Here is a 23,403-nt window from a genome sequence, read left to right as displayed (position 1 = left end):
GCGGACGAGGCGCGTGTGACGCGGACCACTGGAAAAAGGGGACAAAAGGGGTTCGCAACCGCAATGGGGGTCGCCTCGGTGACGCGATCGTTATGCGGATTTGAGACACCGCTGAGCGAACACCTGGAGTTCGGCGATCATCCGGAGGCGCTCGTGCGGGGTTTTACGGCAGCAGCGTGTCGACCAGGGTCTCCTGCAGCCCGCCGAGCCACAGGTAGGCCATCACCATCGGCTTGCGCGGGTCCTCGTCGGGGAGCCGGTAGAGGATGTCGGTGTCCTCCTCGTCGGTGATGTCGAGGCGGGTGCCGATGGCGAGGCGCAGGTCGTTCAGGGCGCGCATCCACTGGACCGACTCGTCCGGCGACAGCTTGAGGACCGCGCCGCCGTCGCCCGCGGAGGAGGCGAGCGAGTCGAGGGAGCGGACCACCGCGAGGGCGTCCTCGCGCTTGCCGGCCCGCAGGTCGTTCTCGGTGAAGCGGCGGAATTCCGAGGAGTAGGCGCGCAGCTCGTCCGCGTCGGCGGTGGACATGGCGCCCTCGGCGGCCGGGCCGCCGTACGCGTCCGGGAGGAGGCGGCGCAGGACCGCATCGGTCGGCGGCTCGGTGGGGCCGTCGGCGAAGAGTTCGGCGAGCGGGTCGTCGGAGAGCTCACCGCCGGGCCCGGGACCGATCAGCTCAAGGAGCTGGACGGCGAGCGAGCGGATGATGGAGATCTCGACGTCGTCGAGGGCGACGGCCGCGCCGCCGCCCGGGATCGGCTCGAAGTGGCCGGGCATTTACTTCCGATCCTGTTGCAGCGTGGCCCACAGGCCGTATCCGTGCATGGCCTGGACGTCCCGCTCCATCTCCTCGCGGCTGCCGGTGGAGACCACCGCGCGCCCCTTGTGGTGCACGTCCATCATCAGCTTCGTGGCCTTCTCCTTGGAGTAGCCGAAGTAGCTCTGGAAGACGTACGTCACGTAGCTCATGAGGTTGACCGGGTCGTTGTGGACGAGCGTGATCCAGGGGACGTCCGGCTCGGGGACCACGGAGACATCCTCCGTCGTCTCGGGGCTTTCGATCTCAAGGGGTGCTGGAGCCGTCACACGGCCCATGCTGCCACCACCGAGCCGCAACCGCACAAACGGGCCGCTGAGGGCCTGTCGTCGGGTGTTCGCACAAATGGGCGCTAGAAATCGTCACCTTGACGCTAATAGGGGGTAGCATCCAGCCTATGAACACAGCGGACCTTGGCCTGCCGGTGGACGTTCCGTCGACAGCCCTCTTCACCGATCACTACGAGCTGACGATGCTCCAGGCCGCCCTGCACGGGGGCGCGGCCGACCGCCACTCGGTCTTCGAGGTCTTCACCCGCCGGCTCCCCGAGGGCCGCCGCTACGGCGTCGTCGCGGGCACCGGGCGCGTCCTGGACGCCGTGGAGAACTTCCGCTTCGACGCGGGCGTCCTCGGCTTCCTGCGCGAGCGGGGCGTCGTGGACGAGCCGACCCTCGAATGGCTCGCGCAGTACCGTTTCTCCGGCGACATCTGGGGCTACCCCGAGGGCGAGGTCTACTTCCCGGGATCGCCCGTCCTGCGCGTCGAGGGCTCCTTCGCCGAGTGCGTGCTCCTGGAGACGGTGATCCTCTCCATCCTCAACCACGACTCGGCCATCGCCGCCGCGGCCTCGCGCATGTCCTCGGCCGCCGGGGACCGCCCGCTCATCGAGATGGGCGCCCGGCGCACACACGAGCTGGCGGCCGTCGCCGCCTCCCGCGCCGCGTACGTCGGCGGCTTCGCGACCACCTCCGACCTCGCGGCCGGATTCCGGTACGGCATCCCGACCGTCGGCACCTCCGCGCACGCCTTCACCCTCCTCCACGACACCGAGCGGGACGCCTTCCGCGCCCAGGTCGACTCGCTCGGCGAGGGCACGACGCTGCTCGTCGACACCTACGACGTGGCCGAGGCGGTCCGCACCGCCGTCGAGATCGCGGGGCCGAAGCTCGGCGCCGTCCGCATCGACTCCGGCGACCTGCTGCTCGTCGCGCACCGGGTGCGCAAGGAGCTGGACGAGCTGGGCGCCAAGGACACCAGGATCGTGGTCACCTCCGACCTCGACGAGTACGCCATCGCCTCGCTGCGCGCCGCCCCCGTCGATGCGTACGGCGTCGGTACGCAGCTGGTCACGGGCTCGGGGCACCCGACCTGCTCCATGGTCTACAAGCTCGTCGCGCGTGCGGAGTCGGCCGATCCGAAGGCGCCGCTGACGCCCGTCGCGAAGAAGTCCGCGGGCGGCAAGACGTCCGTCGGCGGGCGCAAGTGGGCCGCGCGCCGCCTCGACCGGGACGGTGTCGCGGAGGCCGAGGTCATCGGTACGGGAGAGGTGCCCGCCGACCTCGTCGACCGCCAGCTCCTCGTCCAGCTCGTCAAGGGCGGCGAGGTGCTGTCGCGGGAGCCGCTGGACGCCGTGCGCGAGCGGCACATCGCCGCGCGCGACGGCCTTCCGCTGTCGGCGACGCAGCTGTCGCGCGGCGAGGCCGTGATCCCCACCGAGTACGTGTGAGCCGGGCGAGCGGCGGAGCGCCCCTGGTGCCCCCTCCCGCTCCGCAGAGGAAACTTCTACGCTCGTAGTCTCCAAGCCGAAGGACACCGACCATGCGCCGCGCCCTGATCGTCGTTGACGTGCAGAACGACTTCTGCGAGGGCGGCAGCCTCGCGGTGGCGGGGGGTGCCGATGTCGCTGCCGCGGTCACCGATCTCATCGGACAGACGGGCGGCGGTGTCGGGTACCAGCACGTCGTCGCCACCCGGGACCACCACATCGACCCCGGCGACCACTTCGCCGAGGCGCCGGACTACCGGCACTCGTGGCCCGCGCACTGCGTCGCCGGGACCGAGGGCGTCGGCTTCCACCCGAACTTCGCGCCCGCGGTCGCCTCGGGGGCCGTCGACGCGGTCTTCGACAAGGGGGCGTACGCGGCCGCCTACAGCGGGTTCGAGGGGGCCGACGAGAACGGGGTGTCTCTCGCGGTGTGGCTGCGTGCGCGGGGGATCACCGAGGTGGACGTCGTCGGGATCGCCACGGATCACTGTGTGCGGGCGACGGCGCTGGACGCGGCCGAGGCGGGGTTCCGTACGCAGGTTTTGCTCGACCTGACCGCTGGGGTGGCCGCCGAATCGACCGAGGCGGCTATCGAGGAGATGCGGCTGAACGGGATCGAACTCACCGGGAAGCCCGCTGTCGCTTAGGTCACGGGGCTCCGCCCCGGACCCCGCTCCTCAAACGCCGGAGGGGCTGATTTTGGCGGGGCTGATCGTGCCCGGTCTCAAAAGCGTTCTTATCGGGTGCCACAGTTCGCTCGTCGAGGACAGTGGGGCCTCGCGCCAGACCAGGCCGTCCGGGTGGTGCAGGACCGCGGTGATCTCGTCCGGGGTCGGCGGGTGGGTGTTGCCCCGGAGGTAGACCGCGCGCAGGCCGAGGTTGCGCAGGCGGGTCAGGGCCCGGGGGCGGTTCACGGCGTGCACGAGGACGCGGACCGCGCGCTCGCCGGGGCCCGGTGCGGGCAGCGTCAGTGCGACCACGACGCTGCCTCCGGGCAGCTTGCAGAACCCACCTGCGGACACGGCGGTCACACCCCTCTGAGACATGGTGTCAATAAAGAACTCACAGGACGCACTCAAACACGATCGGCCGCGACCCGCCAGGGGGTCGCGGCCGATACGTTTCTGACCTGCGGCTTTGCTCGCTACTTCGTCGAGGGGCCGACCTGCACCGTGATCGACGAGCCGGTGAGCGGCTGGCTCACGATCGCGATCCGGGTGTTGGTGTCAGTTGTCTGCACGCTGCCGGTCGGGTTCTCCTTGTACCAGTAGGTGCCCTTGTGGTCGTCGAAGACCGGGTTGCCGAGCTGCGCCGGGATCTTCGTCTCGACGCCCAGCTTGTGGAGCTTCATGCCGGGGACCGGGTACCAGCCGAAGGCGGCGTCGTACGGCGTGATCTTGTTGGTGATCAGCTTGCCGTCCGCCCACTTCAGCGGCTTCGCGTGCGCGTCGACGGGAAGGATCAGCCCCTTGCCGGGGTGCTGGCCGACGTTGTTGTTGCGCTGCGAGGTGTCCCACTGCCAGATCATCAGGCCGGGCCGGTAGGAGTAGTGCTCGACCCAGTCGTTCTTCGCGCCGCCGTCGCGCCAGCCGAAGTTGTACGGGCCGACCTTGAGGGTCTTGTCGTAACTCACGTACTGGCGGTTCTCGGCGATGTAGAACTGCGGGAAGTCGCCGGAGATCGAGGCGCCGACGCGGGAGAAGCCGCGCGCGGTCCAGCCGTTGTCGTCGCCCTCGGCGTTGTCGGTGAAGAGGGCCGAACCGTCCGCCACGACCTTGAGGTTGTCGGCGGTGAAGCCCATGCCGCCCGCGCCGCCGTCCGTCTTGTAGCGGAAGCGGATGTCGATCTTCTGGCCCGCGAACTCGTCGAGCGGGAAGACCAGGTGCTGGAACTTGGTGGAGTCACCGGTGAGGGCCGGCTTGTCGCCGCCGTCGCGCGGGATGGTGACGCCGTCGGCGGTGCCGTCGATCGCCTTCCAGCTCGCGCCGCCGTCGGTGGAGACCTGCGTGTACAGGTAGTCGTAGTCCTTCTCGATGTTCCACCAGCCGTCGAGCTCCAGGGCGGCCTTCGCCTTGCCGCTCAGGTCGACCGTGCGCGACAGGGTGTTGTCGAGGTCGTCGCCGTAGTCCGACCACCACTGCTTGGAGCCCTCGGCGGGCTTCACGATGTCCGTGGTGACGTTCTTCTTCGGCAGCTCGACGACGAGCGCCTGCTTCAGCTTCGTGTTGTACTCCGCGACGCCCAGCTTGTGCGTCGACCTGGTCGCCGCCTTCGCCGTGTCGTAGTTGAGCCAGCCGAGCTGCAGCTTGTCCCAGGCGGTCATGTCGCCCGGCATGTCACCGATCGACTCCTCGCCGGTGCCGAGCCAGGAACCGGCCGACATCAGCGACCAGAAACCGACCGAGTTCTCGCCCGCGTACGAGGTGTCGTACAGGTCGGGCAGGCCCAGGTCGTGGGCGTACTCGTGGGCGAAGACGCCGAGGCCGCCGTTCTCCGGCTGCATCGTGTAGTCGCCGACCCAGATGCCGGTGTCGCCGACCGGGGTGCCGCCCGCCTTGAAGCCCTCGGGGCCGGTGTCGCCGTCGTCGCGGCTGTAGGCGTAACCGCGGTGCGCCCACAGGGAGTCGCCGCCCTGCGCGCCGCCGCCGGCCGACCCGTCCTCGCCCGCGTGGACGATCTGGAAGTGGTCGATGTAGCCGTCGGGCTCGTTGAAGTTACCGTCGTTGTCGTGGTCCGTGCGGTCCCACTGGTCGTACTGGGCGAGGTCGGCCTTGATGTCGGCGTCGGACTTGCCGGCCGCCTTCTGCTGCTCGACCCACGCGGTGACGCCGTCGCGGACCAGGTCCTCGACGTTCGGGCAGTTGTCGGCGCCGCAGTAGTTGGAGCCGTAACGGGCCTCGTTGTACGGGACCTTGACCCAGTCCGAGACCTCGCCGTCGACCGAGTAACGGCCCGACGACGTCTTCTCGTAGTAGGTCTTGAGGGAGTCGACGCCCTTGCCGGAACCGAAGTACAGGTCCTGGTAGTGCTTCGCGTTGTAGTCCTTCTGCCAGGCCGTGCTGTTGTCCGCGGAACGGTCCGGCTCGGCTATCTGGTTGTGCAGCGGTCCCGGCGTGCCGCCGTACTTCGGCTTCAGCTCGTCGGTGTCGTCGTCCGCGCGGTCCACCAGAGTGGTGTTGTCGACCTTGTCGCCGAACTCGGTCAGGATCGTGAAGATCTTGTCCGTGCGCTCGCGGCCCAGCTCGACGTACTTGCCCTTGCCGAGGTCGACGACCTTGGAGCCGTGCCGCTCCTGGACCTTCGACTTGCCCTGCAGCACGTTCTGCAGCGCGGTCTGGCGCTGCTGCTCCTGCTGCTTGCTGAACGGGCCGTCCATGACATGGCCCTTGCCCCCGTACGTCTTGCCGGAGGTGGTGCTCGTCGCGGCCGGCGTGTCGGCCTGGGCCGTCGTCGCCGCGACCGCACCCGTGGCGGCGGTGGCGGCCAGGGTCACGAGGACCGCGGCGGATCGCAACGCCCGTCTCTTGGTGGTCACTTGAGTGATCTCCTCCTCCGTGGCGCGCTGGCCACGTGTCACAAGTGACGCCATTTGACCGGAGGTAGAGGAGAAATAACAGACCTTGACGATGACGTTTGCGTTGCACTATGCAGTGGGGCGGATCCGTTATCCGGACAAGCCCGTAGATACTCGCGGTGCGCCGGACGACCGCCGTGGCGGACCGGATGATTCCGTGCGCCCCCCATGCATCGGTACTGTGGGTTAGGTCATGCTTACTGGCGGTTCCGCTCGGGCACACGTCGGATTAGAGTCTGGCCCGACGGTGCGACCCACCGGACGGACATGCTCGCGCTCCCCCGATGTCACGAGGACGGATACCGCCATGCCTCGCCCGACTGTCCCCCAGCTCCTCTATGGTTCGGCCACCGTCATCTGTTCCACCCTCGCCATGCTGCTGCTGTCCCGGACGAGTTCGGGCCCCGGAGTCGCGGTCATCGCCGTGTCGGCGCTCGCCCTCGGGCTGCTCGTCGCCCTGTCCGTGCCGGCCCGCAAGCAGGCGGCCGCGCCCGAGCCCGCCGCGGCGGAGACCCGGGCCGCCGAGCGGGTGCCCGCGCAGCGCGTCGCCCGGCCCGTCCGCGCGCACACCTCGTCCCGGTCCGTACGGGAGCGCGAACCGGCGGGCCCGTGAGGTACGGACCCGCCGGGCACCGACAGCCGTGCCGCGTCAGGCGGTGCTGACCACCACCGTCTTCGCGGCCTTGTCGTGCAGGCCCTGCTTGTAGGGCTTGTCGAAGAAGCTCCAGCCGCCGCAGATCGCCGTCCAGATGCAGGCGCAGCAGAAGACGGCCGGAATCCAGAGCACGACGGCGCGGATCAAGTGCGTCTGCACGCTGGGCGTCGCCCCGTCGCCGAGGTTGGCCACGCGCAGCTTCATCAGCTTCTTGCCCAGGGTCTGGCCGGTCTTCGCCATCATGAACGTGTCGTAGCCGATGTAGAGCACGGCCGCGAGCAGTGACTGCCCGAACTGCCTGCCGTACTGGATCTTGTCCGGGTCGGTCTCGTACTCCGACGTGCCGAACGCCCACGACAGCAGGCCCACGACGATCCCGACGAGGATCAGGTCGATGATCCGGGCCAGGACGCGTTTGCCGCTGTCGGCGAGCGGGGGCATCCCGGCGAGGGGGTCCTGGGCGCCGTACCCGCCCCCCGAACCGTACGGGTCACCGCCGTACGGCGGGGGTGTGCCGCCACCGCCGTACGGGGGCGGGGTGCCGCCGCCCGGCGGGGGCGTGTTGCCGTACGGGGGTGGGGGCCCGTCGCCCGGAGGGGGCGCCGAACCGTAGGGGTTCTGCGGGGAGTCGTACGGGGAGCCGCCGCCCGGGGAGGCCGGGGGCGGCTTGCGGAACGGGTCGTCGTCCGGCGGCTGGCCGGATCCGTTGGGCGGCGGTTCGCTACTCATGGCCCGAGTGGACCGCGAACGCCGGGTGCACGCACCCGGCGGGCCGCCGTCCGGATGACCCGGACGGCGCTATCCGGCCATGGTCGGCCGTGGTCTCCGGGCTCGGATCCCTACCGTGCGACGAACGTGCGGGCCGCCTTGTCGTGCAGGCACTGGCGCCACGGGCGGTCGACCAGGCCCCACAGCACGCCGAGGAGCCCGATGCCGAGCAGGCACGGGACGACAAAGACGAACCAGCGCAGCAGCGCCTTGCCGAACGGCGGGGAGTCGGCGCCCTCGATCTCCCGCACGGTCAGGCCCATGAGCTTCTTGCCGAGCGTGCGGCCCCACTTGGCGGTGGGCAGCGCCTCGTAGAGGACGCCGACGAGCAGCAGCACGGCGAGGACGATGCCCAGGTAGGTGGAGGTCGTCCCGTCGAGGAGCCAGACCGTGACCTGGCGGCCCGAGGCCTTCGCCGCGTCGATCTTGCCGTCGATGTGGTCGGCGGCGCGGATGCCGAGCGGGACGGCTGCCGCCGCGGTGATCGCGCCCAGGACCAGGGTGTCGATGAGCCGGGCCACGAACCGCTTGCCCAAGCCCGCGGGGCGCGCCGACGCCTGTGCCTGTGCGGCGGCGAGGAAGGGGTCGTTGTTCACCGGCTTGAACGGGGTCACGGGCCCGTCCGGCTCGGCGAGCTGATGCACCTGCTGCGCCCACGACGCGGAGCCGCCACCCGGGCCCTGGGTGACGGGGGACTCCGGCGGATACCCGTACCCGGGGCGAGCCTGGGCGGCGGCGGGCCGGGGGTATCCGTACCCCGGGTTCTGCGCGGGGGCGGGCTGGGCTTGTTGGGGGTAGCCGTAGCCCGGGGCGGGTGCCGGGGCGGGCTTGGCCTGTTGGGGGTAGCCGTAGCCCGGGGCGGGGGCTGGCGCGGACTTGGCCTGTTGCGGGTAGCCGTAGCCCGGGCTGGGTGTGGATGCCGGTGCCGGTGCGGCGGCGGCGCGCGGGTCGGCCGGGGTGGTCCCGGAGGGGGTGGTCCCGGCGGGCTTGGCGGCTTGCTTCGCCGAGGCCGCCGGTGCCTGCACGGGGCCCTGCTGATGCGGCGATGTCCCCTGCGCGGGCACCGGCCGGATCGTCATGGTGCCGTCGGTACGCGGCGCCGCCGAGCCGCCGGGCCGGACGGCACGGATGGTGACGGTGCCGTCGGAGCGGGTGGGGGTGCCGGGGGCGTTTGGGGCGCTGGGGGTGGCCGGCCCCGCCGGGGTGCCGGGGGTGGCCGAGCCCGCCGGGGTACCCGAGGCGCCCGGACCCGCCGGGGCACCGGAAGCGGCCGGACCGGTCAAAGGGTCCGAGTTGGCTGAGGCGCCTGGGCCAGTGGGGACACCCGGGGTACCGGACGCAGCCGGGGTACCGGAGGTACCGGACGCGCCCGGGGCAGCCGAGTTGCCCGGTGTGCCCGGACCGGCGGGGCCCCCTGAAGCCTGGGCGGCAGGAGTACCCGGGGCGGCGGCAGCGCCCTGGGCGGGTGAGCCCGCATAGGCGCCCGGCGAGCCGGGTTCCGGCGCGGCCCCGGGGCCGCCGAAACCGCCCGCGCTGCCCGGCGCACCCGAACCGCTCGACCCACCGGCGCCCGGACGGGCCTCCGCGTCGAAGGATTCCGGCGCCGCGCCGAAGCCCGCCGGAGCGCCGGAGGCACCCGGTTCGGGGGACCCCCACGAAACCCGGCGATCCTGCTCCCCGCCGAAGCCCGACTGGTGTGCCGTCGCGGCGGTCCACGCGGAGGACGGTTCGGGGGACGGGTCGTCGGGGCCCGTCTCCGTGCGGACGGAGGGCTCCTCGTCGAGGAAGACGGGGCCGGTCTCCTCCACGGAGGCGGGCGGGGGCGCGGCGCCCGCCGGGGTCGGCAGGGTCTCCCCTTCGGACGGGGCGGGGCGGCTGGTGCCGGGGACCCAGGCGGCTCCGTTCCAGTACCGGACATATCCGGGAATGGACGGGTCGGGGTAGTAGCCTTCGCGGGGCCTGTCGTCGCCGGGGGCCGGGGTTGGGGCGCTCATGTCCGTCGTCCCGTATCTGCTCGGGGGTTTTGTTGTGGCCTCCACATCTATCAGACGGCCGCCCCCGCTCGCGCCGGTCCGCCGGTACGCCCCACTTTCCGGGCAACAAGCGGTATGGAGACGGTGAGGAAGGCACGGCGCGAAAAATCTCCGCCGAACTCGCGTAATGGCGGAGCCACATCGCGCTCTCTCCTTGCACGGGTCCGCCCTGGGCCTCGTACAGGAGGAAGGGAAACGCACGACATGCACACCGTGGTGGAACGCGAACTAGAGCTGAAACTGGTGTTGTCGCCCGAGCGGAGCATCCCCGTACCGGCTCGCCTCACCTACCGCACAGACGATCCGTACGCCGTCCACGTCACGTTCCATCTCGGCTCGGAACACCCCGTGAACTGGACGTTCGCCCGCGAGCTGCTCGTGGAGGGGGTGTTCAGGCCGTGCGGCCACGGCGACGTGCGGGTCTGGCCGACGAAGGTGGACGGGCGCAGCGTCGTCCTGATGGCGCTGACCTCGCCGGAGGGCGACGCGCTCCTTGAGGCGCCGACCGTGCCGGTGTCGGCGTGGCTGGAGCGGACGCTGCGGGTGGTCCCTCCGGGCTCTGAGGCCGGGCAGCTCGGGATCGACGACGGCCTCGCCGAGCTGCTGGCCACGACCTTGGCCGACGATCTGTATCTGCGCGACCCGTGGCCGTCGGACGAGTCGTCGCCGTCCGACGAGCGGTGAGCCACGCGGACGGACCTTCCGTACAGCCCTCAGAACAGCCGTCAGAACAGCCCTCAGAACAATTTGCCCGGGTTGAGGATGCCGAGCGGGTCGAACGTCGCTTTGACGGCGCGTTGTACGTCGACGCCGACGGGGCCGAGTTCGCGCGCCAGCCACTCCTTCTTGAGGACGCCGACGCCGTGCTCGCCGGTGATGGTGCCGCCGAGGCCGAGGCCGAGCGCCATGATCTCGTCGAAGGACTCGCGGGCCCGGCGCCCCTCGTCGGCGTCCTGCGCGTCGAAGCAGACGGTGGGGTGGGTGTTGCCGTCGCCCGCGTGGGCGCAGACGCCGATGGTGAGGGCGTACTTCTCGGCGATGCGCTCGACACCTTCGAGGAGTTCGCCGAGCCGGGAGCGCGGCACGCACACGTCGTCGATCATCGTCGTGCCCTTGACCGCTTCGAGGGCGGTGAGGGACAACCGCCGCGCTTGGAGCAGCAGTTCGGACTCGGCGGCGTCCTCGGCGGGCACGACCTGGGTGGCGCCCGCGGCCTCGCAGAGCGCGCCGACCGCGGCGAGGTCCTTCGCCGGGTCGGGGGTGTCGAAGGCGGCGAGGAGCAGCGCCTCGGTGGTCTCGGGGAGGCCCATGTGCGCCATGGCGTTGACGGCCTGGATGGTCGTACGGTCCATGAGTTCGAGGAGTGACGGGACGTGGCCGCCCTCCATGATCCGGCAGACGGCGTCGCACGCGGCGGTCGCTGACGCGAACTCCGCCACCAGGACGAGCTGTTGCGGCGGCTGCGGCTTCAGCGCGAGGGTCGCCCGGACGACGATGCCGAGGCTGCCCTCGGAGCCGACGAAGAGGCGGGTGAGGTCGTAGCCCGCGACGCCCTTCGCGGTGCGCCGCCCGGTGGAGAGGAGGCGGCCGTCGGCGAGGACGACGTCGAGCCCGAGCACGTACTCCGCGGTGACCCCGTACTTCACACAGCACAGGCCGCCGGAGGCGGTGCCGATGTTGCCGCCGATGGTGCACATCTCCCAGCTGGAGGGGTCCGGCGGATAGGAGAGGCCGTGCGCGGCCACCTCCCGGGAGAGCGTCGCGTTGATGACGCCCGGCTCGACGACGGCGATCCGGTCGACCGGGTTGATCTCCAGGATGCGGTCCATCTTGACGAGCGAGAGGACGACGCAGCCGTCGGAGGCGTTGGCCGCGCCCGACAGGCCGGTGCGGGCGCCCTGGGGGACGACGGGGACGCGCAGCTCGGTGGCGGTGCGCATGACGTGCTGGACCTGTTCGACCGTGCGCGGCAGGACGACGACGGCCGGGGTGCCCGCGGCGCAGAAGCTCGCCATGTCGTGGGCGTACGTGGCGGTGATGTCGGGGTCGGTGACGAGCGCTTCGGCGGGCAGCCCGTCGCCGAGCAGTTCGATGAGGGTGCGGCTCATGATCACAGCCTGGCACTCGGGGCCATCGGTGTGAACCCGTCTGCGGGGTGCGTCGTGTGCCGGGATGGCGGCCGGGTGTGCTCGTCGTATTGACGCACAGTGTGCGGCATGGAGAACTCCATGGCTGTGGCGGACGCGGCACCCGTGGACGCGGCGCCCGTGGACGCGGCGTCCGTCGATCCGCGGGCCCGGGGCCGTACGTGGCCGGGGCGGCAGCGCGTGCTCCGCGCGTGCGGCGTCGCCGGGTGCGTGGTGGTCGGCGCGGTACTCCTGTTGACGCGGCAGCACGAGAGCGCGCCGCGTCCGTCCGCCCTGCCGGGGCCGGCCGGACGGGCGGTGATCGCCGCCTCGGCGGGGGCGCCCGCGGCCCTGCCGGACCTCACCGCGCTGATCCGCGAGCGCGAGGCGCAGGTCCACGAGAACCCGAGGAACGACCGGACGTGGGCGGCGCTCGGGGCCGCCTACGTCGAGCGCGGGACGCGCACGGCCGACTCGGCGTTCTACCCCAAGGCCGAACGGGCGCTGCGCAGTTCGCTCTCCGTCCGGCCGCGCGGAAACGCGGACGCCCTCGACGGCCTCGCCGCGCTCGCCGCCGCGCGGGGCGACTGGAGCGGGGCCCTCAAGTGGGGCGCGGCCTCGGTGAGAGCGGCGCCGGACCGCTGGCCCGCGCACGCCGTCCTCGTCGACGCCTACGAGGGCCTCGGCGACTACAAGGCCGCCGGGAAGAGCCTCGACAAACTGTCCAAGCTCGCGAAGGGCACGGCCGTGACCCTGCGCACCGCCGCCGTCTACCGCGACCGCGGCTGGCGCGAGGACGCCGCCGCCGTTCTGAGCGACGCGGCGGCCCGCGCCGCGACCCCCACCGAAGCCGCCGCGCTCTCCACCCGCGGCGGCGAACTCGCCTGGGAGCGCGGCGAACCGCAGGACGCCCTGCGTCGCTTCCGCGCGGCGAGCGCGGCGGACCCGCGCTATCCCGCCGCGTACGCCGGGGAGGCCCGGGCGCTCGCGTCCCTCGGCCGTACGGTCGAGGCGGTGACGGCGTATCGACGGGCGCTGACGCAGCGGCCGTCCCCCGAGTACGCGCTCGAACTCGGCGAGTTGTACGAGTCCCTGCACCTGGCGGAACCGGCCGCCGCGCAGTACGAAGCGCTGCGGATCCGGGCGGCGGCGCGCGGGGCGAACGGGGTGGACGACGCGCTCGTCCTCGGCCGGTTCGAGGCGGACCACGGTGATGCGGCTGCCGCTGTCGCGCGGTTGCGGGAGGAGTGGGTCCGGGCGCCGTCGGTTCGTACGGCCGATGCGCTGGGCTGGGCGTTGCACCGGGTCGGGCGGGACACCGAGGCGGTCGAGTTGCTCCGGCGGGCCACGGACCGGCAGAAGGACGGCACGGTGCGGGACGCGACGTTCTCCTATCACCGGGGGGTCGTCGAACGGGCGCTCGGCCTGACCGGCCCGGCCCGACGCCACATCGAGGAGGCGCTCCGGATTAACCCCGGGTTCTCCCCTCTGCTGGCTCCGCAGGCGCGCCTGGACCTGGCTGCGCTTACGCGCCGCTGAGGTTGGCGGGTACGGGCGGCTGCGGGTACGTCGTGGCTGGTCGCGCAGTTCCCCGCGCCCCTGGAGCATGCGGCTCCGCCGCAGCCCCATGGGCGCCCGAGAGGACGCGCCTCTCTGAAATGGCGCACGAAGTGCGCATTTCGGGGGCGCGGGGAACTGCGCGACCAGCCACGACGGCGGCGCACCGGTGAGCAAACCGCACATGGCAGACGCGACACCGGCCCTTCACACAAGCGCCGTCCCGATCAACCCGTTCCGCGACACCAGCCCCGCCAGCTCCGCCTCCCCCAGAGACCGGGTCCCCGCAGGACGCCGCGGCAGCACCATGTACCGGGTCTCCGCACTGGAGTCCCACACGGTGAACCGCACCCCCTCGCCCAGGGTCACCCCGAACTCCGCGAGCACCCCGCAGGGATCCCGCACCACGCGCGAGCGGTACGCCTCGCTCTTGTACCAGCCCGGCGAGGGCCCGAGCAGCCGCAGCGGGTAGCAGGAGCACAGGGTGCACACGACGACGTTGTGGACGGACTCGGTGTTCTCCACGACCCGGAGCCGCTGCGGCTGCACCCCGCCCGAGTCGAACCCGAGCTCGGCGACAGCGGCGGCGCCGTCCTCGAGGAGCCGCGCCTTGAAGCCGGGATCGGTCCAGGCACGGGCGACGACCTTGGCCCCGTTGACCGGCGAGGCCCCGGCGAGGAACCCGTCGATGACCTCGTCGATGGTGTCTCGCCCGACGAGCCCCTTCTCCTCCAGCAAGGTCTCCAGCCGCCGCACCTGCCGCGAGAGCAGCGCGTCGTCGTGATGGTCACCGGACATCGGCATCGGTGCCGTCCGCCTTCCGCAGGTAGCTCTCCGACAGGTCGAGGACGACATCGTGGTCGCCCTCGCCCCACAACTCCCGCGCCGCGAACCGCACGGCGTAGATCATGGTGACGGGCGCGTCGTCGGCACCGCTCGCGCGGACGTCGGCGAGGGGCGCGGGTCCCTCCGGCTCGACGACGACACCGAGCTTGCCGCGGGCGTAGCGCGGGAGGCGTGTGTGGTGCGGCGGGTCGTGGAGGTACGTACGGACCAGGTCCCCGGGCACGTACACGAGTTCACGCGTCATCGAGCGCTCCTTCGTCAAGCGCTCCTTCGTCAAGCGCCCCTTCCGCGAGGACGCCCTTGCGTTCGAGGAGCGTACGGATCGCGTGGAACCAGCGCTCGTAGTAGGAGGCGGCGAGGTACTCGCGCGGCGGCATCGTCTCGACGGCGTCGCGGAACTCGTCGAGGTTGAAGACCTTCTTGACGATCAGGGCGCGCTGGAGCGCGAAGACGCGGGCCTCCCAGTCCGCGTGGAAGGGTTCGGCGTCATCGGTGGTGTCGATGGCGCCGAACCCTGTCATGCCGCCCACGTCGTTCATCCTGGCCATGGGGGTCACAGTAGGCCGCCCCCGGCGCGGGGCCTAGAGGTTGCCGCGCTTCTCCTGCTCGCGCTCGATCGCCTCGAAGAGGGCCTTGAAGTTGCCCTTGCCGAAGCCCATGGAGCCGTGCCGCTCGATCATCTCGAAGAAGACGGTCGGCTTGTCCTGGACCGGCTTGGTGAAGATCTGGAGCAGGTAGCCGTCCTCGTCGCGGTCGACGAGGATCTTCAGCTCGCGCAGGGTCTCGACGGGGACGCGGGTCTCGCCCGCCCACTCGCCGAGCGTGTCGTAGTAGGAGTCGGGGGTGTCGAGGAACTGGACGCCGGCCGCGCGCATGGCCCGTACGGAGGCGACGATGTCGTTCGTGGCGAGCGCGATGTGCTGGACGCCGGCCTCGCCGTAGAACTCCAGGTACTCGTCGATCTGGGACTTCTTCTTGGCGATCGCGGGCTCGTTGATCGGGAACTTGACCTTGAGCGTGCCGTCCGCGACGACCTTCGACATCAGCGCGCTGTACTCGGTCGCGATGTCGTCGCCCACGAACTCCTTCATGTTCGTGAAGCCCATGACCTTGTTGTAGAACTGCACCCACTCGTTCATCCGGCCCAGCTCGACGTTGCCCACGCAGTGGTCGATGGCCTGGAAGAAGCGGTGCGAGGGCGGCTCGACGATCGGCTCGGCACTCACGAACCCGGGCAGGTAGGGGCCGCTGTAGCCGGAGCGGTCGACGAGCGTGTGGCGGGTCTTGCCGTACGTGGCGATGGCGGCGAGCACGACGGTGCCGTGCTCGTCCTTCAGCTCGTACGGCTCCTGGATCCCGCGCGCGCCGTGCTCGACCGCGTAGGCGTACGCGGCGCGCGCGTCCGGCACCTCGATGGCGAGGTCGACGACGCCGTCGCCATGGGCGGCGACGTGCTCGTCCAGGAAGTGGCCCCAGTCGGTGGAGGCCTTGATGACGGAGGTGAACACGAAACGGGCGGAGCCGTTCTTCAGGACGTACGAGGCGGTCTCGCGGCTGCCGTTCTCCGGTCCGGAGTAGGCGACGAGCTGCATGCCGAAGGCGGTCGAGTAGAAGTGCGCGGCCTGCTTGGCGTTGCCCACGGCGAAGACGACCGCGTCCATGCCCTTCACCGGGAAGGGGTCGGCCTTCCGGGCGGTGTCGGGAGCGTCTGCGGAGGACGAGTGTGTGGTCTGCGTCATGTGTGGGAGGCTCCCGCTGTTCCGCAGAGTGCGCAATAGTTCGCGTTTCCGCTGCACAATCTGTCCAGTGGAGGACCGGGTTCCAGGGCGTTTCTGTACAGGATGACCATCCGCGGCTCACTGCTGGAGGCATGCATGGCGATCGATCGACTGGACGGGCGGCTGATCGTGCTGCTCGCGCGGGAGCCGCGGATCGGGGTCCTGGAGATGTCGCGCCGCCTCGGGGTGGCGCGCGGCACTGTGCAGGCCCGTCTCGACCGGCTGACATCGAGCGGGGTCATCCGCGGATTCGGCCCCCAGGTGGACCCGGCGGCGCTCGGCTACCCGGTCACCGCGTTCGCCACGCTGCAGATCCGGCAGGGCAAGGGCGCGGACGTCCGGGCGCATCTGGCGAACGTCCCCGAGGTCCTGGAGCTGCACACGACGACGGGCAGCGGGGACATGCTGTGCCGGCTCGTGGCCCGTTCGAACGCCGATCTGCAGCGGGTGATCGACCTGGTCGTGGGCTTCGACGGCATCGTGCGGGCGTCGACGGCGATCGTGATGGAGAACCCGGTGCCGTTGCGGGTCATCCCGCTGGTGGAACAGGCGTCGGCGGACTGACGTGCCGCCTGGCCTGCTTGTGCTTCAGCACTTCGGCACGGACCCGGAACCCTTCCTCAGGTTCGTCAGCACTTCGGCACGGACCCGGAACCCTTCCTCAGGTTCGTCAGCACTTCGGCACGGACCCGGAGCCCTTCCGCAGGTTCGTCAGTGCGTCGACCGCGCCCTTGAGGTTGCTCACCGGGATCAGCCGCATCGAGTCGGGCGCCGACGCCTTGGCGTCCCCGCACTCCGCCTTCGGTACGAGGAAGACGGTGGCGCCGTCCCGGTCGGCGGCCTGCACCTTGAGCGAGACCCCGCCGACCGCGCCGACCTTGCCGTCGTCGGTGATGGTGCCGGTGCCCGCGATCGACTTGCCGCCGGTCAGATCGGCGCCGCTGCCGTCGCCGTCGAGGAGGTCGATGATGCCGAGCGAGAAGAGCAGCCCGGCGCTGGGCCCGCCGACGTCCCCGAGCTGCAGGCTGACCTTGATGTCCGAGGTGGTCGTCCCCTCGGCCTCCAGGTAGTTGAAGGCGGCCTCGGTGGCGGCGTCCTGGGAGCCCTTCATCTCGCGCCTGTTGTGCTGCTCGATCTCCTTGGTGGAGTCGCCCTCCGGGTAGACGGAGTCGCGCGGCATGATCGCCCGGTTCTCGGCGAACCAGCCGTCGAGCACGTCACTCAGGTGGACGGTGGCCTCCGGCCCGGTCGCCACGATGGTCACCGCGCGGAGCGCTCCGCTCGGCTTGCGGGTCGGGGCGCCGATGATCTCGATGACGGGCTTGCCGTCGTCCTTGCCGAGCACGTTCGTCGTCGGCCCCGGCTGCGCCACCGAGAACGGCAACGGCGCGAACACCGCCACCGCGAGCAGCGCGATCACCGGGAGCGCGCAGAGGATGAGGGCAGCGGGTCGGCTGAGGCGGGTGAGCACGGGCCCAATCTAACGCGGCCGGGGTTTCCTTCGCAGGCCCGGGCGTCCGGGGGTGGCTCGGGGATGCGCCGGGTGCGGGTGCGGCAGGTGCGGGTGCGCGAGGTGCGGGTGCGCCAGGTGCGGGTGCGGCAGGTACGGGTGCGCCAGGTACGGGTGCGGCAGGTGCGGGTGCGGCAGGTGCGGGTGCGCCGTGGCTGGTCGCGCAGTTCCCCGCGCCCCTGAGGCATGCGGCTTCGCCGCAGCCCCAGGGGCGCTGAGATGGCGCACGCAGTGCGCATCTCAGGGGCGCGGGGAACTGCGCGAGCAACCACGACGCACCCGTCAGCCGCCGACCCCCCGCCACTCCCAACGGCGAATAGTCACCCCCGCAACAACCCTGGCCCCCCGCGGTCAGCGCAACGCGTCGGAAACCTCCCGAGCCGCATCCATCACCCGAGGCCCCACCCGCTCAGGCACCGCATCCGCAAGCATGACGACCCCGACGGACCCCTCGAGCCCGGTGACGCCCAACAAGGGCGCGGCCGCCCCACTCGCCCCGGCCTCAAGCTCCCCGTGCGTCAGCGTGTACCCGGGCTCGGGCAGCACCCCCCGCCGCGAAGCGAGGATGGCCCGCCCGGCGGCCCCCCGGTCCAGCGGATGCCGGAACCCGGTCCGGTAGGCGACGTGATAGTCCGTCCAGGTCGGCTCGACGACGGCGACGGCGAGCGCCTCCGACCCGTCGACCAGCGTCAGATGCGCCGTCGCCCCGATGTCCTCGGCCAGCGACCGGAGCGCGGGCAGCGCCGCCTCCCGTACCAGCGGATGGACCTGCCGTCCGAGCCGCAGCACCCCGAGCCCGACCCGGGCGCGGCCACCCAGGTCACGTCGGACGAGGGCGTGCTGCTCAAGCGTGGCGAGCAGACGGTAGACGACGGTCCGGTTGACGCCGAGCTTGTTGGACAGCTCGGTCACGGTCAGGCCGTGGTCGGTGTCGGCGAGCAGTTTGAGGACGCGCAGTCCTCTGTCGAGCGTCTGGGAGGTCTCCGCGGTCACGACGCCCACTCCTTAGGTGAGGGCCGGCGGTCTCCTACGCGGCGGTTGCGCCACCTGTCCCTTGGGCGACGCGCGTGAGAGCCGCCGGTCGGTGATCAGGCGCTGGGCTGCATGCTGCATACGGCTCTACGGCTGCAGACGACTGTCTTCGTGCGTACCGGCTGCGCTCCGCGGCGGCGCTGCCACGGGGCGTGTGCGTTGCCGGGAATGTAGCGAGGTCGTCCCGCTGAGCGGAAGACTCCGTCCAGAATCCGGTCAGTCCAGGGCCTGAGTTATTGCTGAATGCCCGCAGTTGCGACCCGTGTCACTTCATGCGGGTGGCCCACTCCTGCACCTTGGCGATGCGCTGCCGCAGCTGCCCCGCGGTGGCCTCGGCGCTCGGCGGCCCACCGCAGACGCGCCGCAGTTCGGTGTGGAGCACCCCGTGCGGCTTACCGCTCTGGTGGACGTACGCACCAACCAGCGTATTGAGCTGCTTCCGCAATTCCATCATCTCCTTGTGGGAGACGACGGGCCGCCGCTCGGCGGGCAGTTCGAGCAGGTCGGCCTCGGTGTCGGGCTTCTTCCGACTGTGGGCGATCTGCCGGGCCTGCCGCTTCTGCAGCAGCAACTGCACCTGATCGGGTTCGAGGAGCCCCGGAATCCCGAGATAGTCCTGTTCCTCCTCGCTCCCGGGGTGGGCCTGCATACCGAATTCGGCCCCGTCGTACAGCACCCGGTCGAAGACGGCCTCGGACTCCAGGGCCTCGAAGGAGAACTGCTCCTGCTCCCCGGTGTCCTCGTCCTGCTCCTTGTTCGCCTCCTCCATCTCCTTCTCGGATTCGGCGTAGGGGTCCTCCTCCCCGTCCTTCTTCGGCTTGTCGAGTACGTGGTCGCGCTCGACCTCCATCTCATTGGCGAAGCCGAGCAGATCAGGAACGGTGGGAAGAAACACGGACGCGGTCTCGCCGCGCCGCCGGGACCGCACGAAACGCCCGACGGCCTGAGCGAAGAACAAGGGGGTGGAAATAGTGGTCGCATAAACCCCGACGGCAAGCCGGGGAACGTCGACGCCTTCGGACACCATGCGCACGGCAACCATCCACCGGTCATCACTGGCGGCGAAGTCGTCGATGCGCTTGGAAGCCCCGGTGTCATCGGACAGCACAAGAGTGGCTCTGCTCCCGGTGATGTCCCGGATGAGCTTCGCGTACGCCCGCGCCGACTCCTGGTCGGAGGCGATGACGAGGGCGCCGGCGTCCGGAATACCCTTCCTGACCTCGGTGAGCCGCGCATCGGCGGCACGCAGCACGCTCGGCATCCACTCACCGCGCGGATCGAGGGCGGTGCGCCACGCCTGGCTGACGGCGTCCTTGGTCATGGGCTCACCGAGCCGGGCGGCGATCTCGTCCCCGGCCTTGGTGCGCCACCGCATATTGCCGCTGTAGGAAAGGAAAATAACGGGCCGGACGACACCGTCCCCGAGGGCGCTCCCGTATCCGTACGTGTAATCGGCGGAGGACCGCCGAATCCCGTCATTCCCTTCTTCATACTGCACAAAGGGAATGGGATTGGTGTCGGACCGGAAAGGCGTACCGGTGAGCGCGAGCCGCCGCGTGGCAGGCTCGAACGCCTCCAGACAGGCCTCGCCCCACGATTTGCTGTCACCGGCGTGGTGGATCTCGTCGAGAATGACGAGCGTCTTGCGCTGCTCGCTGCGATTGCGGTGCAGCATGGGCCGCACGCCGACACCCGCGTACGTCACGGCGACGCCCTGGTACTCCTTGCTGAGCGGCCCCGCGCTGTACTCCGGATCCAGCTTGATCCCTATGCGCGCGGCCGCCTCCGCCCACTGCTTCTTCAGGTGCTCGGTCGGCGCGACGACGGTCACCTGCTGCACGACGTGGTGGTGCAGCAGCCACGACGCGAGCGTCAGCGCGAACGTCGTCTTGCCGGCCCCCGGGGTGGCGACGGCGAGGAAGTCGCGCGGCTGCTCCTGGATGTACCTGTCCATCGCCGCCTGCTGCCAGGCACGCAGCTTGTTGGCGGTGCCCCACGGGGCGCGCCCGGGGAAGGCGGGCGACAGGTGGTGGGACGCGGAGTTGGTGGCGGCGGTGGTAGTCACGGTCTCCGATTACTCGAGATTCGACGGCACGGCTGGCGTGCGTACACGGCGGCTACGTATGACAACCGGGCCACCCTACCGGTGCACAAGCAGCACCAACGGACGGACGAGGCCGCGCGGGGCCGGGGTGGGACACGGCTCACAGTAAGGGCGAGCCGCCTCCCGAACGCACGGCGTACGCCACGGAGGGGCGGAGGGGCGGAGATGGCGCACGCAGTGCGCATCTCAGGGGCGCGGGGAACTGCGCGACCAGCCACGACGCGCCCGTCAGCCGCCGACACCCGAACACCCGCACCCTCACCCACACCCACACCCACACCCACACCCGGCGACGGACCCCTGCGAACCCCGAGCTACACCCCCAGACCCCCCTAATCCCGCTCACGCAACCGCGTCCCCACCCAAGCCCCCACCAACGCAACCCCCGCCATCGGCAGAAACACGGCGACAAAGGCCCCCGGATGGGCCCCACCCGCACCATCCACCACCTCATGCCCCCGCCCCACAGCACCCCCGCCCAGCGCAGCAAACGCGGCGCCCCCCGCGGCCAGCAGCACCACATTCGCCAGCCCGTCCGAGATCTGCAGAGCCGCAGAGTTCGCCCCGGCCTCCTCAGGCGCGGAAAGCTGGAGCAGCAGCACACTCGTCGAGGAGATGACGAGCCCCATCCCGAGGCACCCGAACCCCCACGCGACGGCGACCACCCACACCGGCACGGCCGCGATCAACACACTCGGCGCGGCAGCGATGGCGGCCGCGACGAGCACCATGCCCCCGGCGACGAGCCTTTCCCGATACGGCTCGAACCGGGAACGCGCCTGGACCCACGACCCCAGCGCCCACGTCGCCCCGCCCGCGGCGAGCGAGAACCCGGCGAGCGTCGGCGACAGCCCCCGCTGGGTCACGAGCATCAGCGGCACGAACGACTCGGCCGCGACGAACGCCCCCGCCGCGACCCCGCGCAACAGCACCACCGACGGCAGCCCGCGCCGAGCCCGATACGTACCGCGCGGCAACAACCCGAGCACGGACGGCACGAGCAACGCGGCCCCGACAACACCGGGCACCACCGCAAGCGGCCGCAAATCCTGAGCGGCGTACTGAAGCAACCCCGCCCCGGCCGAGATCCCGAACGCAAGCCGAATCCGCCGCCGGTCGAACGCCCCGCCCCCGGCGCCGGGAGCCGCCCCACCCGCCCGCCGCCGGATCTGCGGCAGCGCAAGCCCGAGCGGCAGCAGCACGAGCACCGGAATCCCGAGGAACACCCACCGCCACCCGAGGTGCTCGGTGACGGCCCCGGCAGCCAACGGCCCGACAATGGACGGCACGACCCAGCTCGCCGCGAACGCGGCCATGATCGCGGGCCGCAACCGCTCCGGATAGGCCCGGCTGACAACGACGTACAGCGCGACGATGACCAGCCCGCCCCCGAGCCCCTGCACGGCCCGCCCGCCGACGAACATCCACATGCTCCCGGCGGCCCCCGCGACGACGAGCCCCGCCGCGAACGCCCCGATCCCCACCGCCAGCGGCCCGAGCGGCCCCCGCCGGTCGGCCCACTGCCCGGCGAGCACCATTCCGAAGAGGCTGGTGGTGAAGTACCCGGAGAACGCGAAGGCGTACAAGGACACCCCGTCCAGCTCCCGAGCGGCCACCGGCATAGCGGTCCCCACCGCGGTCGCCTCAAAGGCAATGAGCAGCACGACGGTGACGATCCCGACGCTCAACGCCCGATAGGCACGCCCGAGCACCCCTCCGCTCTCAGCGACATCGGCAAGATCGGCAAGATCCGAAGCAGCAGCGACGGCAACGTCATCTTCAAGGGCGGCCATACGGCTCAGAGTAAGGCCCATACCCCACACTGACCCCTGTCCCCAGCCGGAACCCACCTGGTCCCTTGGTCGTACGACCAAACTCCCGCCCCGCCGAACTATGAACGCCGTATGGCAGTCCCATTGCAGCCGGGCCCGAACCCTTGAGGCACCCCGGAGACCGCCCTACGGTCATGACAACACCAAGCACAACCTGGCCGTGTGCCCGAGTGGTTTAGGGATTCGCCTGCAAAGCGAAGCACACCGGTTCGATCCCGGTCACGGCCTCCGGCAGCCCAACGGCGCTGGGCTGCACGTTGCCGAAGGGGTGTTCCGCACACGCGGGACACCCCTTCGGCATGGTCACTCGCTTCCGCGGCAAGAGGCCGGAACAGACCGCGATGCAAGCGCCGACCATCGACGCCCGCATCGCGGACACTACGTGCGTGCAGGCAGCAACACACCCGGTCCGGGGATCAGGAGCCCTTGCAATCTGTGGAGCTATTGACGCTACTCGTGTACGCGGGGATCAAGCGCTTCATGGCCGATGCATCACCGTCGACATCAGATGCCATTACTTGAATGACGGCGAATAGAACCTGATCGGGATGCGCCCCATCGGTGCAGGCCTCGGTGCGCCCTACCCCACCCGAGTCTGAGTACATGTAGCGACCGTCTTTCGACAGTGTTCCGTCGTCCGTACCGGAATTCGAGTTCGCCATATCGGTAACGCTGTCCCGCTCCGAAGCCCAGATGCGGCTCGCGACCAAAGAGACTTCACCGTCGACCAGGACCTGACAGCGTTTAGTGCCACCATTCGGTTCCGTCTGGCGTACCTTCACCTCTTCACCGCCCGGCAAGAAGGAGGACCATTCCTTCTCCTTCGCAGGGATACCACACAGCGAACGCGGGACTGTGTATTCCTTCTCGTCACTGCCACCACCGGAGCACCCGACAAGCGTGAGGGCCGCAACAGCAGCGCCCACGGAAAGGAAACATGAGCGCACACCCGGAATTCCTTGTCGCACTCGACGCAAGTTCCTAGGCCTTTCTACAGTTGTACGACGA

The 23,403-nt window shown here is 70.7% G+C and carries 23 protein-coding genes and 1 tRNA gene; 8 read left to right on the top strand and 16 right to left on the bottom strand.

Annotated features, from left to right (window positions below; genetic code table 11):
- Positions 1–163: 163 nt before the first annotated feature.
- On the bottom strand, positions 164–775 hold the full coding sequence (locus N5I75_RS20935; RefSeq protein ID WP_476679410.1) for a DUF2017 domain-containing protein: 612 nt from the start codon (positions 773–775) through the stop codon (positions 164–166).
- A complete protein-coding gene (clpS, locus tag N5I75_RS20930) occupies positions 776–1,093 on the bottom strand; it encodes an ATP-dependent Clp protease adapter ClpS (RefSeq protein ID WP_398202611.1) in 318 nt (105 codons plus the stop codon).
- A gap of 119 nt (positions 1,094–1,212) precedes the next feature.
- Between clpS and N5I75_RS20925 the strand changes: the two genes are divergently transcribed.
- Positions 1,213–2,541 carry a nicotinate phosphoribosyltransferase gene (locus N5I75_RS20925; RefSeq protein WP_476679409.1) on the top strand — a complete coding sequence of 443 codons (1,329 nt, stop codon included), beginning with the start codon at positions 1,213–1,215 and terminating at the stop codon, positions 2,539–2,541.
- Positions 2,542–2,633: 92 nt separating this feature from the next.
- Positions 2,634–3,227 carry an isochorismatase family protein gene (locus N5I75_RS20920; RefSeq protein ID WP_476679408.1) on the top strand — a complete coding sequence of 198 codons (594 nt, stop codon included), beginning with the start codon at positions 2,634–2,636 and terminating at the stop codon, positions 3,225–3,227.
- Positions 3,228–3,257: 30 nt separating this feature from the next.
- Here the strand turns inward: N5I75_RS20920 and N5I75_RS20915 are convergent, their stop codons facing one another.
- Together N5I75_RS20915 and N5I75_RS20910 are read right to left on the bottom strand one after the other, a co-directional pair.
- The gene (locus N5I75_RS20915) at positions 3,258–3,602 is read right to left on the bottom strand and encodes a hypothetical protein (RefSeq protein ID WP_476679407.1); all 345 of its coding nucleotides are present in this window, start codon (positions 3,600–3,602) and stop codon (positions 3,258–3,260) included.
- Positions 3,603–3,724: 122 nt separating this feature from the next.
- A complete protein-coding gene (locus tag N5I75_RS20910; RefSeq protein ID WP_476679406.1) occupies positions 3,725–6,115 on the bottom strand; it encodes an immune inhibitor A domain-containing protein in 2,391 nt (796 codons plus the stop codon).
- A gap of 346 nt (positions 6,116–6,461) precedes the next feature.
- Between N5I75_RS20910 and N5I75_RS20905 the strand changes: the two genes are divergently transcribed.
- Positions 6,462–6,767: a hypothetical protein gene (locus N5I75_RS20905; protein ID WP_476679405.1), complete on the top strand. Its 306-nt coding sequence runs from the start codon at positions 6,462–6,464 to the stop codon at positions 6,765–6,767.
- Between the two features lie 36 nt (positions 6,768–6,803).
- Here N5I75_RS20905 and N5I75_RS20900 read toward each other — a convergent pair whose 3' ends face one another.
- Both N5I75_RS20900 and N5I75_RS20895 read right to left on the bottom strand, forming a co-directional pair.
- The gene (locus N5I75_RS20900; protein ID WP_476679404.1) at positions 6,804–7,538 is read right to left on the bottom strand and encodes an RDD family protein; all 735 of its coding nucleotides are present in this window, start codon (positions 7,536–7,538) and stop codon (positions 6,804–6,806) included.
- A gap of 110 nt (positions 7,539–7,648) precedes the next feature.
- Positions 7,649–9,571 carry an RDD family protein gene (locus N5I75_RS20895; RefSeq protein WP_476679403.1) on the bottom strand — a complete coding sequence of 641 codons (1,923 nt, stop codon included), beginning with the start codon at positions 9,569–9,571 and terminating at the stop codon, positions 7,649–7,651.
- 243 nt (positions 9,572–9,814) lie between these two features.
- Between N5I75_RS20895 and N5I75_RS20890 the strand changes: the two genes are divergently transcribed.
- Positions 9,815–10,294 (top strand): SsgA family sporulation/cell division regulator, encoded by a 480-nt coding sequence (locus N5I75_RS20890; RefSeq protein ID WP_476679402.1) that lies wholly within the window; start codon positions 9,815–9,817, stop codon positions 10,292–10,294.
- A gap of 53 nt (positions 10,295–10,347) precedes the next feature.
- Here N5I75_RS20890 and N5I75_RS20885 read toward each other — a convergent pair whose 3' ends face one another.
- Positions 10,348–11,718 (bottom strand): FAD-binding oxidoreductase, encoded by a 1,371-nt coding sequence (locus tag N5I75_RS20885; protein WP_476679401.1) that lies wholly within the window; start codon positions 11,716–11,718, stop codon positions 10,348–10,350.
- Between the two features lie 108 nt (positions 11,719–11,826).
- Between N5I75_RS20885 and N5I75_RS20880 the strand changes: the two genes are divergently transcribed.
- Positions 11,827–13,275 carry a tetratricopeptide repeat protein gene (locus N5I75_RS20880; protein ID WP_476679400.1) on the top strand — a complete coding sequence of 483 codons (1,449 nt, stop codon included), beginning with the start codon at positions 11,827–11,829 and terminating at the stop codon, positions 13,273–13,275.
- Positions 13,276–13,500: 225 nt separating this feature from the next.
- Here the strand turns inward: N5I75_RS20880 and N5I75_RS20875 are convergent, their stop codons facing one another.
- The 4 genes from N5I75_RS20875 to hppD are packed head-to-tail and all read right to left on the bottom strand — an operon-like array spanning position 13,501 to position 15,878.
- A complete protein-coding gene (locus N5I75_RS20875; protein WP_476679566.1) occupies positions 13,501–14,091 on the bottom strand; it encodes a nitrile hydratase subunit alpha in 591 nt (196 codons plus the stop codon).
- Complete coding sequence (locus N5I75_RS20870; RefSeq protein WP_476679399.1) at positions 14,081–14,383, bottom strand: SH3-like domain-containing protein; 303 nt, start codon at positions 14,381–14,383, stop codon at positions 14,081–14,083. Before N5I75_RS20870 ends, N5I75_RS20875 begins: the two co-directional genes overlap by 11 nt.
- On the bottom strand, positions 14,373–14,687 hold the full coding sequence (locus N5I75_RS20865; protein ID WP_476679398.1) for a hypothetical protein: 315 nt from the start codon (positions 14,685–14,687) through the stop codon (positions 14,373–14,375). The genes N5I75_RS20870 and N5I75_RS20865 overlap by 11 nt, the downstream gene beginning before the upstream one ends.
- Positions 14,688–14,720: 33 nt before the next feature.
- Positions 14,721–15,878 carry a 4-hydroxyphenylpyruvate dioxygenase gene (gene hppD / locus N5I75_RS20860; protein ID WP_476679397.1) on the bottom strand — a complete coding sequence of 386 codons (1,158 nt, stop codon included), beginning with the start codon at positions 15,876–15,878 and terminating at the stop codon, positions 14,721–14,723.
- Between the two features lie 135 nt (positions 15,879–16,013).
- Here hppD and N5I75_RS20855 point away from each other — a divergent pair, with 135 nt between their 5' ends.
- The gene (locus N5I75_RS20855; protein ID WP_476679396.1) at positions 16,014–16,481 is read left to right on the top strand and encodes an Lrp/AsnC family transcriptional regulator; all 468 of its coding nucleotides are present in this window, start codon (positions 16,014–16,016) and stop codon (positions 16,479–16,481) included.
- Positions 16,482–16,587: 106 nt separating this feature from the next.
- On the opposite strand, the gene N5I75_RS20850 is transcribed toward N5I75_RS20855, so the two are convergent.
- Positions 16,588–17,388, bottom strand: coding sequence for a S16 family serine protease (locus N5I75_RS20850; RefSeq protein WP_476679395.1), 801 nt, complete (start codon positions 17,386–17,388; stop codon positions 16,588–16,590).
- A gap of 63 nt (positions 17,389–17,451) precedes the next feature.
- On the opposite strand from N5I75_RS20850, the gene N5I75_RS20845 reads away from it, so the two are divergent.
- Positions 17,452–17,610, top strand: coding sequence for a hypothetical protein (locus tag N5I75_RS20845; protein WP_476679394.1), 159 nt, complete (start codon positions 17,452–17,454; stop codon positions 17,608–17,610).
- Positions 17,611–17,778: 168 nt separating this feature from the next.
- Here N5I75_RS20845 and N5I75_RS20840 read toward each other — a convergent pair whose 3' ends face one another.
- The 3 genes from N5I75_RS20840 to N5I75_RS20830 all read right to left on the bottom strand — a co-directional run bounded on the left by N5I75_RS20840 (position 17,779) and on the right by N5I75_RS20830 (position 22,356).
- Positions 17,779–18,420: an IclR family transcriptional regulator gene (locus N5I75_RS20840; RefSeq protein WP_476679393.1), complete on the bottom strand. Its 642-nt coding sequence runs from the start codon at positions 18,418–18,420 to the stop codon at positions 17,779–17,781.
- A gap of 304 nt (positions 18,421–18,724) precedes the next feature.
- On the bottom strand, positions 18,725–20,524 hold the full coding sequence (locus tag N5I75_RS20835) for a DEAD/DEAH box helicase (protein WP_476679392.1): 1,800 nt from the start codon (positions 20,522–20,524) through the stop codon (positions 18,725–18,727).
- A 371-nt stretch (positions 20,525–20,895) separates the two neighbouring features.
- Complete coding sequence (locus N5I75_RS20830) at positions 20,896–22,356, bottom strand: MFS transporter (RefSeq protein WP_476679391.1); 1,461 nt, start codon at positions 22,354–22,356, stop codon at positions 20,896–20,898.
- A 195-nt stretch (positions 22,357–22,551) separates the two neighbouring features.
- Between N5I75_RS20830 and N5I75_RS20825 the strand changes: the two genes are divergently transcribed.
- A tRNA-Cys gene (locus N5I75_RS20825) sits at positions 22,552–22,623 on the top strand.
- Positions 22,624–22,811: 188 nt separating this feature from the next.
- On the opposite strand, the gene N5I75_RS20820 is transcribed toward N5I75_RS20825, so the two are convergent.
- Positions 22,812–23,321 (bottom strand): hypothetical protein, encoded by a 510-nt coding sequence (locus N5I75_RS20820; protein ID WP_476679390.1) that lies wholly within the window; start codon positions 23,319–23,321, stop codon positions 22,812–22,814.
- Positions 23,322–23,403: the final 82 nt, after the last annotated feature.

It is taken from the genome of Streptomyces sp. R818 (assembly GCF_056172735.1).
This window is presented reverse-complemented; position numbering and strand designations above follow the sequence as displayed.